At 37.7% G+C, this 12,466-nt stretch carries 11 protein-coding genes; 4 read left to right on the forward strand and 7 right to left on the reverse strand.

Features of this window, described 5'->3' with window-relative positions; translation table 11 throughout:
- Position 1: 1 nt before the first annotated feature.
- From J2T03_RS06495 to gyrB, 3 genes are all read right to left on the reverse strand, one after another.
- Positions 2-1,894: a DUF3857 domain-containing protein gene (locus J2T03_RS06495; RefSeq protein ID WP_307210138.1), complete on the reverse strand. Its 1,893-nt coding sequence runs from the start codon at positions 1,892-1,894 to the stop codon at positions 2-4.
- Positions 1,895-2,135: 241 nt separating this feature from the next.
- Entirely contained in the window at positions 2,136-2,558 is a 423-nt protein-coding gene (locus J2T03_RS06500; RefSeq protein WP_306845639.1) for a DUF5684 domain-containing protein, read from the reverse strand.
- Positions 2,559-2,643: 85 nt separating this feature from the next.
- A complete protein-coding gene (gene gyrB, locus J2T03_RS06505) occupies positions 2,644-4,578 on the reverse strand; it encodes a DNA topoisomerase (ATP-hydrolyzing) subunit B (protein WP_307210141.1) in 1,935 nt (644 codons plus the stop codon).
- Between the two features lie 231 nt (positions 4,579-4,809).
- On the opposite strand from gyrB, the gene J2T03_RS06510 reads away from it, so the two are divergent.
- The 3 genes from J2T03_RS06510 to J2T03_RS06520 are packed head-to-tail and all read left to right on the forward strand — an operon-like array spanning position 4,810 to position 7,672.
- Positions 4,810-6,153: a cytochrome ubiquinol oxidase subunit I gene (locus J2T03_RS06510; RefSeq protein WP_307210142.1), complete on the forward strand. Its 1,344-nt coding sequence runs from the start codon at positions 4,810-4,812 to the stop codon at positions 6,151-6,153.
- The gene (locus tag J2T03_RS06515; RefSeq protein WP_306845634.1) at positions 6,150-7,154 is read left to right on the forward strand and encodes a cytochrome d ubiquinol oxidase subunit II; all 1,005 of its coding nucleotides are present in this window, start codon (positions 6,150-6,152) and stop codon (positions 7,152-7,154) included. Before J2T03_RS06510 ends, J2T03_RS06515 begins: the two co-directional genes overlap by 4 nt.
- Positions 7,155-7,156: 2 nt before the next feature.
- Positions 7,157-7,672, forward strand: a complete 516-nt coding sequence (locus tag J2T03_RS06520) for a ClbS/DfsB family four-helix bundle protein (protein WP_307210144.1) — start codon at positions 7,157-7,159, stop codon at positions 7,670-7,672.
- A gap of 36 nt (positions 7,673-7,708) precedes the next feature.
- Here J2T03_RS06520 and lysS read toward each other — a convergent pair whose 3' ends face one another.
- The 4 genes from lysS to J2T03_RS06540 all read right to left on the reverse strand — a co-directional run bounded on the left by lysS (position 7,709) and on the right by J2T03_RS06540 (position 11,605).
- Positions 7,709-9,406 (reverse strand): lysine--tRNA ligase, encoded by a 1,698-nt coding sequence (lysS, locus tag J2T03_RS06525; protein ID WP_307210146.1) that lies wholly within the window; start codon positions 9,404-9,406, stop codon positions 7,709-7,711.
- Positions 9,407-10,078: 672 nt separating this feature from the next.
- A complete protein-coding gene (rlmF, locus tag J2T03_RS06530) occupies positions 10,079-11,005 on the reverse strand; it encodes a 23S rRNA (adenine(1618)-N(6))-methyltransferase RlmF (protein ID WP_307210148.1) in 927 nt (308 codons plus the stop codon).
- Position 11,006: 1 nt separating this feature from the next.
- Positions 11,007-11,381, reverse strand: a complete 375-nt coding sequence (locus J2T03_RS06535) for a c-type cytochrome (RefSeq protein ID WP_306845627.1) — start codon at positions 11,379-11,381, stop codon at positions 11,007-11,009.
- On the reverse strand, positions 11,381-11,605 hold the full coding sequence (locus J2T03_RS06540; RefSeq protein ID WP_306845626.1) for a hypothetical protein: 225 nt from the start codon (positions 11,603-11,605) through the stop codon (positions 11,381-11,383). The genes J2T03_RS06535 and J2T03_RS06540 overlap by 1 nt, the downstream gene beginning before the upstream one ends.
- A 139-nt stretch (positions 11,606-11,744) precedes the next feature.
- Here J2T03_RS06540 and J2T03_RS06545 point away from each other — a divergent pair, with 139 nt between their 5' ends.
- The gene (locus J2T03_RS06545) at positions 11,745-12,389 is read left to right on the forward strand and encodes a hypothetical protein (RefSeq protein ID WP_307210150.1); all 645 of its coding nucleotides are present in this window, start codon (positions 11,745-11,747) and stop codon (positions 12,387-12,389) included.
- Positions 12,390-12,466 lie beyond the last annotated feature (77 nt).

Here is a 12,466-nt window from a genome sequence, read left to right on the forward strand (position 1 = left end):
GTTAGATTTTAGTTAGTAAGATTTTGGAATTATCCATATTTAGAGTCTTTTTTCGGAAACTCACATAGTCGTTGTATTTTTCTTTCGGAAATATTCCTTTGTTAATTTTAATAAATCGTGTTACTTTCAGCGACTCACCGTTTTTTACAATATTCAGTTTATAGGTTCCGAATTCAGAATTGATGGCCATATTTTCCGGAACTTCGTCAATTTTATAATTTTTAGGAATGATAAAATCAATTTCGTATTCATCCTGGAAAGACTGCCCTATCTCAAATGGAAGTTCACGGTTCTCATCTGATTTATAATAATTGTTGGTAAAAATAGGCACAGCTCTGAAAATCAGGTTCGTTCCAGTATTTTTGGAGTAATTATTCGCTTTGAAATCTATATTGAATTTTATCACTGCATTGTCTTTATCATTCACAAAGTCTTTCATTTCAACTTTTTCAAAGTTCAGAACATCAAATCTCGCTTTCATCGCATCAGTTCTTTGCTTCGGCGATAAATAAGCGTAAGACAAATTATTATCATACTGACTTCCGGTATAGGCAAACTGGATTTCCCCGTTGATGCTGTTGTCTTCTGTAAGGTTAATTTTCAAAATCTGCTTTTCTCTGTTCTGTTCGGCTGTATATGCAGGTGTATTGATAAGTTCGATCCCTTTTTTGGTGACAGCAAGGACGTTTCTATCTGCAGTACTGTAACTCAAATGGTTAAAAGCAATCTGCTGAGAGGTATTTTCCAGCCAGATATTTCCTTTTTCCGTAGGTACCATCAGAATTGCATGATTCCCACCCATGGATGGAAAGTCCGGATCAAAAGACACCTGTGACGAGCCGGAATTGACTACACAGTAATGAGAAGGAATTCCAGCTTCATTCAATAAGGTTTTCATGTAATTGGTAAGCCCTTTACAGTCTCCGTATCCTTTCTTCTGAACTTCATCCGGCAGCATTGGCAGCCATCCTCCGATTCCCAACCCAACAAATATGTATCTGGTTTTCGACTGCATGTGCTGGTAAATCTTTTTCACTTTTTCCTCCGTTGACCCCTCTAATTTCAAAGCAGCCACTTCAGCTTTAATGGCCGGAGTAGATGCAGAAACAGGTTCTACCAGGTTAGCATAATACCATGTTCCAAAATCTGCCCAGCTGCTCAATGTTCCCAGGTTACCTTCCAGATTAAATTTCGTCAGAGTAAAACTTACTTTAGGCAAGATCTTTTCGGGCTGAGGCAGCATAAGGGCATCATCTATTGCCGGAACATTTTTATAGGAATAGGTCTTTTCATTACCGTTATCAGCTACTGACACTGAAGCATAGTTATATTTTGAAGGATAGGTTTTAGTTTTAAGATCAATCCCGGATTTATTAATCACTTTGAATTCTGCTGCTTCCAAAGCTGTGTTGGGAGAAGAAAACGGCATAAAATCAGGAATAAAAATAGTATTCTCATTGATGATCTGATAAGAAAAATCAATTGTATACGGATAATAAGCGGAAGTATAGGGCAATGCTAATATCCTGCTATCTGAATAAAATACACCTTGCGTATTGTTGGCAAAGTCGCCAAAATCTGATTTTGAAAAGCTTTTTACTTTCTTTCCGGATTCATCATACACGGTAACTTTCACATCAGAAATATCGTCTCCCTTTTGATAGGGAATATAAACCTGTGCTTTAGAATCGCCATCTTTGTTTAAAACTGTGATTACTGTATTATGCTGGTATTTTATTTCATCAATTTTATTAATGTGAGCTGTTGTAAAATCCTTTCTAATCACAACATCTGCATTTTTCTTTAAGTTTTCTGGAATATCAGAAACCGGATAGGTTTGGGCAAAATATACAGAGGCTGTAGACAGGGCCGCCAAAATTAAAATTTTCATCATGGTTATAAAATTGAGCAAAAATAATAAAATCTTAATAAATGTTAATTTTTTATTTTTAACATAAATAACAATACCAAAGAAAAAGTTTTATCACAAAAAACCTTTTATGTTATGGTTTTAACAATTTATATCTCTACATAAGGATATTATATATTTTTCATCTGACAAAACAGCAGTAATTTTTTATTTTATACGAAAAAAGGCTCCATTTCTGGAGCCTTTACAAAATTTTTATTGTTTTTTAATCATTCGGAATTCTGTTACTGTCATATTTATCACTGCTAAAAGCAAGAACCGGCACAAAAATAAATCCAAAGAAGAACAAAAGAATGGTATAAACCGGAGTTTCTTTACCGAAAGCCTTCGCCAATCTATCGTTCACTACCCATGATGCAAATAAGTTCACAAAAGGAATTAAAAACAAAATAAACCACCATATAGGTTTTTTAACAATATCCAGCAGTACGATAATATTATAGATGGGAATAAAAGCTGCCCAGGCATCTTCCCTTCCAGCCTTCTGAAATATTTTATACATACAATATCCATAAAAAATGTAAATCAGTAAACTGAAAATCATAGTGCCTATTCCCAGTCCTGCAGCTGCTGCACCCGACATTGCATCAACCCCATCATAAGGGTCTGTTTGTAAAAGAGTTAACATAGTATTATTTTTTTATTGGTTTTTACCAAATATAGAAAAAGCTTCTAATAAATAGAAGCTTTTCTTAATATATTTTTAATAACAATTATGCGTCAATCTTTGCATATTTTGCATTTTTCTCGATAAATTCTCTTCTTGGCGGAACCTCATCTCCCATCAACATGGAGAATATACTGTCAGCCTCTACTGCATTATCAATCGTTACCTGCTTTAAAATTCTGTGTTCAGGGTTAAGGGTTGTTTCCCAAAGTTGCTCAGGGTTCATTTCTCCAAGACCTTTATAACGCTGAACCTCTACGCCTTTTCCGTCCGGAGCCATTTCTAAAGTGAATTCTTCACGCTCTTTCTCATTGTACGCATATACTTTTTTATTTCCTTTCTTTAATAAGTATAAAGGAGGTTGAGCAATATAAATATATCCGTTTTCAATAAGTTCTTTCATAAATCTGAAGAAGAATGTAAGAATTAGGGTAGAAATGTGAGATCCGTCAATATCGGCATCGGTCATGATCACTACTTTATGATATCTCAGCTTAGCCATATTTAAGGCCTTGCTGTCTTCTTCTGTTCCTACAGAAACGCCAAGAGCAGTATAAATGTTTTTGATCTCCTCGTTATCATATACTTTATGAAGCATTGACTTTTCAACGTTCAGAATTTTACCTCTTAATGGTAAAATAGCCTGGAAATGTCTGTCTCTACCTTGCTTAGCCGTTCCACCTGCGGAATCTCCCTCCACTAAGAATAGTTCAGATTCTGCTGGGTCTTTGGATGAACAGTCTGATAATTTCCCCGGAAGTCCTGAACCTCCCATCGGAGATTTTCTCTGAACCATTTCACGGGCTTTCTTCGCCGCCTGTCTTGCTTTCGCTGCTAAAACTACCTTCTGAACAATAATTTTCGCTTCATTAGGGTTTTCTTCTAAGAAATTAGTAAGCATTTCCCCTACTATTTTATCTACAGCCCCCGAAACTTCGGAGTTTCCTAGTTTTGTTTTGGTCTGCCCTTCAAATTGAGGTTCCATTACTTTTACAGAAATTACAGCCGTCAGCCCTTCACGGAAATCGTCTCCTGTAATTTCTACTTTTTCTTTAGCAGGAATTCCCAGATCATCGGCATATTTCTTCAACGTTCTTGTTAAAGCACGTCTGAAACCTGCAAGGTGAGTTCCCCCTTCATGCGTATTGATATTATTAACGTAAGAGTGAAGGTTTTCACTGAATGACGTATTATAACGCATAGCAACTTCTACAGGAATATCATCTCTTTCTGCTTCCATGAAGATCACATTCTCCATGATAGATTCTCTGTTTCCGTCGATAAACTCTACAAATTCCCTTAAACCTCCTTCTGAATGGAAAACTTCCGTTGGGAATGATCCGTCTTCATTTTCTGTTCTTTCATCAACAAGAGTTATTGTAATTCCTTTGTTAAGGAAAGCCAGTTCACGCAGCCTTGTAGCAAGGGTGTCATAATTGTATACAAGCTCCTGAAAGATTGTACCGTCCGGCTGGAAGAAGACTTCTGTTCCTCTTTCAGTTGTTGTTCCGATTACGTCAACCTCTGTAAGAGCTTTACCTTCTGAATATTTTTGCTGATATAATTTGCCATCAAGGCTTACCGTAGCGATCAATAGAGTTGAAAGTGCATTCACACAAGAAACCCCTACTCCATGCAGACCTCCGGATACTTTGTAAGAATCTTTATCAAATTTTCCTCCTGCTCCAATTTTGGTCATTACAACCTCAAGGGCAGATTTCTGTTCTTTTTCGTGGAAATCTACAGGAATACCTCTACCATTATCTTTTACAGAGATTGCTTCTCCTTTATGAATTCTTACTAAAATAGTATCACAATGCCCTGCCAAAGCCTCATCAATAGAGTTATCTACTACTTCATAAACCAAATGATGAAGACCTCTTACTCCTACATCTCCAATGTACATTGATGGTCTTAATCGTACGTGTTCCATACCTTCTAAGGCCTGGATACTGCTAGCTGTATATTGTTTTTGACTCATATAAAATTAATAAATTTTGCGTAATGCAAAGACCTACAAATATCGTGATTTTTTTCGACTTATGAAAGTTAAAATGTGTCAAAAAAGAGCAGAGTTTTTAACAGAAAAAGAGATCATCCTTAGACTAAAAAAGTTTAAAGTTATCATCTATTTCTCAAATTTCAACTGCATTAAATCATATTACACATCCGTATTTTATGCTTAAATTTATTTACTCAAAAGTTGATTATTATGGATGATTTTATTGCAGCCCGCGCGCAGATGGCTTTATCACTGGGTTTTCATATCATTTTTGCCTGTGTAGGAATGGTAATGCCCTTTCTGATGGCCTTTGCTCACTGGAAATATCTCAAGACCAATAATGAAGTATATAAAGGCCTTACAAAGGCCTGGAGCAAGGGAGTTGCCATTCTTTTTGCAACGGGTGCCGTTTCAGGAACCATGCTTTCTTTTGAGCTTGGACTTTTATGGCCCGGGTTTATGAAACATGCCGGACCTATCTTCGGAATGCCGTTTTCTCTTGAAGGAACAGCATTTTTTATTGAAGCAATTGCAATCGGATTCTTTTTATATGGCTGGGAAAAATTCAATAAATGGTTCCACTGGTTCTGTGGATTTTTGGTAGGCTTAAGTGGTTTGGCTTCTGGTATTCTTGTAGTTGCAGCCAATGCCTGGATGAATTCTCCTACAGGTTTTGATTATATCAACGGGCAATATGTCAATATAGATCCTATTAAAGCCATGTTTAATGATGCATGGTTTCCTCAGGCTCTTCACATGACGGTTGCCGCTTTCTGCGCAACAGGATTTGCAGTGGCAGGCGTTCATGCCTTTTTAATAATGAAGAAAAAGAATGTGGAATTCCATACAAAGGCATTCAGGATAGCCGCTGGATTTGCGTTGATAGGAGCATTTGGAGCGCCTTTAAGTGGTGATGTAGCCGCCAAGTCTGTTGCGGAAAGACAGCCTATTAAGCTTGCCACAATGGAAGCTCACTTTGAAACTGAAAAAGGAGCACCATTCGTTATTGGCGGAATTCCAGATGAAGAAAAAGGAGAAGTGAAATATGCAGTAAAAATTCCAAAAGTTTTAAGCTTTCTGGTAAGCAATGATTTCAACCATGAAGTGAAAGGATTAAATGATTTCCCAAGAGATGAATGGCCGCCGGTTGCAGTAGTTCATTATGCCTTCCAAATCATGATCTTTTTCGGGGTTGTGATGATCATCATCGGAAGTATTTATCTGTACGCTTTCTTCTTCAAAAAGGAATGGCTGAACAAACACTGGCTTTTAAAAACATTCCTGATTGCAACACCTTTCGGATATATCGCTCTGGAAGCGGGATGGACAGTAACAGAGGTCGGCAGACAGCCATGGATTATCTATGGAATTATGAAAACGGCAGATGCCGTAACACCCATGCCGGGAATACAGTATTCATTTTACTTCTTTACAGCCATCTTTGTATCATTATCACTGATTATTATCTTCCTTTTGAGGAGACAAATCCAGATGGTTCCTAAACTTTATGACCCTACAGACGCTCAGTTTAACGGTAAAAATAAAAAATCATGATCTACGTTGTTATAGGATTTCTGTGGCTTTCCATCTGCCTTTATATCATTCTGGGCGGTGCTGATTTCGGAGCTGGAATTGTTGAGCTTTTCACCCATAAAAAAGCCCGTCACAAAACAGAGGAGATCATGTATCAATCCATTGCACCTGTATGGGAAGCCAACCATATGTGGCTGATCATCGCAATTGTTATTCTTTTTGTGGGATTTCCTGAGATTTACACGACAATGTCAACCTATCTTCATATCCCACTGGTACTGATGCTTTTGGGAATTATTGCAAGAGGAACAGCCTTTACGTTCAGACATTATGATGCCGTGAAAGACAACTGGCAGGTTTTATATACCCAGATTTTCTATTATGCGAGCCTCTTGACACCTTTCTTCTTAGGGTTAATTGCAGCAGCTACCGTTTCACATTCTATCAATCCTGATGCAGTAGGATTTTTAGATTTATATATTTTCAGCTGGCTGAACTGGTTTGGTGTTTCTGTAGGATTGTTTACCGTAGCTCTTTGTGCTTATCTGGCCTCTATATTTTCATTAAGAGAAACCCGGGATAAAGCTGATCTTACCCTGATGATCAAAAAATCCAGACAGACCATGGTTTTTGTCGTGTTCACAGGGATGCTGGTGTTTCTAACAGCTTATATTTCTGATATTCCTCTTGTAATGTGGGTATTTTCAAAACCATTGGGTGTCATGGCGATTTCTTTTGCTACAGTGGCCTTAGGACTGATCCTCCGTGCCCTGCATCAACGGAAACTGCTTCCTGTACGCGCGCTGGCAGGGTTCCAGATGGTGATGATTCTGGTTGCCGCTACTTATCAGCATAATCCTGATATTATTTTACTGGGAAATGGACAGCATCTTTCATTACTGGAACATATGGCGCCACCAAAAACAATTGCAGCTTTGGGTTGGGCTTTGATGCTTGGTTCACTGTTTATTCTTCCGTTTTTGTTTTATCTGATGGCTTCGTTCAGCAGACAGAGAAAATAAATATGGTACAGTATAAGGACAAAACTGAGCTTATTGAAGCATTAAAAAAGAATTATCTGCTTTATGACAAAGAGTTTGATGATATTTTTGAAGACAGAAAAGACATCCTGAAACCTGGTGTTGATAAAAGCCCTTCACAGAATATATCGTATCAATTGGGTTGGACCAACCTTCTTTTACAATGGGAAGCAGATGAAAAGAAAGGGATAGAAGTACAGACTCCTGCACCTGGTTATAAGTGGAATAATTTAAGAGGATTATATGAAGCTTTTTATGAAAAATATGAAGCTTTAAGCCTTCACCAACAAAGAGAGCTTCTGAAGAATCAGGTCAATGAAATTGTAGAATGGATTGAAACCCTTGATCACGAAACTTTATTTGTTCCTGAACGGAGAAAGTGGGCTACCACGCCTGCGAAATGGCCTGTCTGGAAATGGATACATATCAATACTGTAGCCCCTTTTAAGAATTTCAGGGCACAGCTGAGGAAATGGAAAAAAGAAACCGGTACAGAATGATTCTGTACCGGTTTATAGTTGTTTTATATTTAAAACTTACGCCAGTTTCATCAAAAGAACGTCATCAATCTTATCCACTTTCACCAAATTATTTTTAGTCAAAGTTTTAGAAGCTTTATCCCACTTTTTACCGGATAGCTGGCTTCTTTCTTTCACTTCAGCCAAAGTAAACGGTTCTTCCTGGGAATTAAGGATCTCAAGGATCACCTTTTCATCCTCACCCAATTCAATCTGAGGAACTGTTTTTTCAGGTCTCATCTGAGGGAAGAATAACACTTCCTGGATGGATGCATTGTTTGTAAGGAACATGATCAGCCTGTCCATACCGATTCCTAATCCGGAAGTTGGAGGCATACCGTATTCCAAAGCTCTTAAGAAATCCTGATCGATGAACATAGCTTCATCATCCCCTCTTTCTGACAGAGCCATTTGGGATTCGAAACGCTCTCTCTGATCAATCGGGTCATTTAACTCGGAATAAGCATTGGCAATCTCTTTTCCGCAAACCATTAATTCAAAACGCTCTGTTAGCCCTTCTTTGCTTCTGTGTTTCTTTGTTAATGGAGACATTTCGATTGGATAATCTGTGATGAAAGTTGGCTGTATAAAGTTTCCTTCACATTTTTCACCGAAAATCTCATCAATCAGTTTTCCTTTCCCCATCGTTTCGTTTACATCAATTCCGATAGATTTAGCAAAATCAAACAGTTCCTGTTCAGTTTTCCCCGTGATATCGAAACCTGTATATTTTTGAATCGCTTCCGTCATGGAAACTCTTGGATAAGGCGCTTTCCAGTTAATGGTATGTTCTCCGAAAGTAGATTCCGCACTTCCGTTCACCTGAGTGGCGCAGAATTCCAGAAGTTTTTCCGTGAAATCCATCATCCAGTTGTAATCTTTATAGGCTACATAGATCTCCATGGCCGTAAATTCAGGATTGTGCGTTCTGTCCATCCCTTCATTTCTGAAGTTTTTAGAGAACTCATATACCCCGTCAAAACCTCCGACGATCAGTCTTTTCAGGTATAATTCATTGGCAATTCTTAAATATAGCGGAATATCCAAAGCATTGTGATGAGTAATAAACGGTTTTGCAGCAGCTCCTCCGGGAATCGACTGCAAAATAGGGGTCTCCACCTCAAAATATCCGGCATCATTGAAGAAAGTCCTCATCGCATTGAACATTTTTGTCCTTTTTACGAAGATCTCTTTCACCTGCGGATTAACCGTTAAATCTACATAACGCTGTCTGTATCTCAGTTCAGGATCTGTAAATCCGTCGTGCACTACTCCATTTTCATCAGTTTTAGCCTGAGGAAGCGGCCGTAAAGCTTTGGTAAGAAGCGTAAAATTCTTAACCAAAATTGTCATTTCGCCCACCTGAGTAGTAAATAAGGTTCCTTCGATACCGATAATATCACCGATATCCAACAAATGCTTATACACTTCATTGTAAAGCTCTTTATCTTCACCTGGACAGATCTCGTCTCTGTTAAAATAAACCTGGATCTTACCCTTAGAATCCTGCAATTCAGCAAAAGAAGCCTTCCCCTGAATTCTGCGGGACATCAATCTACCAGCGATCTTCACCTGTTTATTCTCAGAAAAATCCTGTTTTATAGATTCTGTAGTATCTGTAATCGTATACTCCTCCGCAGGGAATGCATTAATTCCCATTTCAGTAAGCTTGTTCAGCTTTTCTCTTCTAATGATTTCTTGTTCTGATAATTGCATTTCTTATTTTTCTAAAAGCGTACAAATTTAGGCATTTTTGGTGATTTGTCAATTATGAATTGTGAATTTGCTTGTCAACGGAGATTATCATTGGTTATTAGCGGCTTAGGCGTGAATGGTCAATGGTGAATCTGCTTCGCAGTGAATTTATTAGTGAAGGAGATCATTTACCTTTGGCTTGCGCAGCAATTGTCTGTTGACTTTAATTGTGAAAAGTGAATCGTGAATTTGCTTCACATTGAATTGATTAGTGAAAAGGTCATCATTTACCTTTGGCTTGCGCAGCAATTGTCTGTTGACTTTAATTGTGAATCGTGAATTTGCTTCACATTGAATTGATTAGTGAAGGTTATCATTTACCTTTGGTTTGCGCAACAATTGTCTGTTGGCTTTAATTGTGAATCGTGAATCTGCTTCGCAGTGAATTTATTAGTGAAGGAGATCATTTACCTTTGGCTTGCGCAGCAATTGTCTGTTGGCTTTAATTGTGAAAAGTGAATCGTGAATTTGCTTCGCAGTGAATTTATTAGTGAGGGAGATCATTTACCTTTGGCTTGCACAGCAATTGTCTGTTGGCTTTAATTGTGAATCGTGAATTTGCTTCACATTGAATTGATTAGTGAAGGTTATCATTTACCTTTGACTTGCGCAGCAAAATTGACTATTGACATTTTATATCCATCCTTTCCTCTCCTTCTGAGGAACAAATGTCCATGCCAGCATCCTGCTTACTTTCTGTCCTTGGGCCATATCAATGGTTTTAATATCTAATGCTTTGACCTTCTTTAAAAGGGTGTTGAGCTTATACAGATTGTCCTTTTTAGACACTAAACATGTGAACCAAAGGACTTGTGATGAATACTGAACACTTTCTTCAATCATTTTTGAGATAAAAGCAATCTCTCCACCTTCACACCACAATTCTGATTGCTGTCCGCCAAAATTAAGGAGAGGTTTTTTAGGCTTTGACTTATTGATATTCTTTGTCTTCCGGAGATTTCCTTTCATTGCAGATTCTTCAGAATCATGAAATGGAGGATTACACATGGAAAACGTAAAGCGGTCTCCAGATTCGATGATATTTTTGAAGATATGGTTGGGATCAGGCTGCTTCTTTAATTGAATAGCCAGTGACAAATCCGGATTGTGATCCAAAATGAGCTGTGCATTTTCCAAAGAACCCTGATTGATATCCGTTCCAAGCATTTTCCATCCATAAGATCTGTGGGCCAGTAAAGGATAAACAAGATTCGCCCCTGTTCCGATATCTAAACCTGATACAGAAGTTCCTGTCGGGGTTTCAGGCTGCTGTTCGGCGATAAGATCGGCGATATAGTGGATATAATCAACACGTCCGGGAATAGGAGGACACAGATTGGTCTCGGGAATATCCCAGTTTTTGATATGGTAAAAGTGTAAAAGTAATGCCTGATTAAGCAGTTTTACCGCTTTGGGAAGACTAAAATTAATAGTCCTTGTTTCGTAAGCATTAACGAAGACATAATGTTTCAGTTCTGGCACACAAGAAATAAGCTGATCAAAATCATAGGGATTGCGATGCAGATTTCTTGTGTGCAGACTGGATTTCTCGGTAGCCATATTATTTTTTCTGACTCAGAATATATTCTACCATTTTTTTGGCATCTTCTTTAGACACCTGTGGATGAGGAGCCATTGGAACGCCTCCCCAAACTCCGCTTCCTCCTTCTATAATTTTCGAGGCTAGCATTTCAATATCTTTATCAGAATATTTTTCTGCGATCTCTTTGTAAGAAGGTCCTATCATTCTCTCATTTACGGCATGGCATCCTGAACAGTCTAATGTTTCGATGATCTGGTCACCTGAAAGATTAGACTTAGCCGGTTCCGAAACATCCGTTGTTTCGGAAGGCATACTCGGCACCTCCGTATTTTCTTTTTTAGAACAGGAAAGGATCAACAATCCCATAGTTCCTGCCAAAAGGAATTTCTTCATTATTTTTTTGCTGCAGTAGAATCTGTTTTAGCAGCTTCAGGAGTAGCTGGTGCAGGTGTTGTGGATGCAGCCGGAGTTACTTTCTGAGCTGTAGAATCTACCACAGTTGTAGCCTCAGGCTCTTCAAGCATAGTGTTGCTGTCCTGTAAATTATTATCTGGTTTCTTAGAACAGTTTACAACGAATAAACTTCCGATAAATGCAAGTGCTAATACTTTTCTCATTATTTTTTCTATAAAATTTAGACAAAAATATAAAAAATAAGCTTCTAAACTCATGACTTATCTCCACATTGCTTACATTTCTCCATAAAATTAATGATTAGATAATGTTTATATGCTTAGATAATTTTAAATTTAAGCTATGATTTTCATTTCCAAAATTCTGTTTTTCACCAGTCATCATGGTTTTTACACGGTGATCATACTTCTGGTGTTCTTTGGCCTGCTTTCATTCGTGACAAAAAAGGCCTGGTTCCTGGCACCAATCCTTCCTCTTGCTATTCTGAATGGTTTTGCCGGACAGTACCTTAACGCCTGGTTTTTAAACAAATATGGTGTAGAAAGTACAGCTATCATTACTTCTGATGTGGAAACCAACTCCACACTGAACGACATGTACATCCATGATTATGAAGCTATTGTAAAAAAACAGGACGGAAAATATATCTCAACCTATTTTTCAACAACAAGTGCAACGATCTATCCTATTGAAAATGCAATCAGGATTCCAAGAATGGAACAGCATTTTCCGGTAAAATATATTCCGGGATATGAGAAAAACATTGTGATTCTTTATTATCAGTCTGAAGAAGGAAATGCTTTGCTGCAATATGAAAAAATGGCTCCGGTGAACTCTGCAAAGATTAAATACGAGGCAGACAGAACCAATAAGGAATTCATTGAAGAATATATTTCTGCTTTGGAAGATTATGTAAAACACTATAAAAGTGAAGAATACAGAATAAAAATTGAAGAATTAAAACAAGAACTGCAACAGCTTAAGTAGAGAATCTCAAAATTAAGTTTTTTTATTTTCTGCCATTTTTTTGTTTTTATATTAAAAAAATTCTACATTTGTCCCAT

It is taken from the genome of Chryseobacterium lathyri, assembly GCF_030812195.1.
Lineage (GTDB): Bacteria > Bacteroidota > Bacteroidia > Flavobacteriales > Weeksellaceae > Chryseobacterium > Chryseobacterium lathyri_A.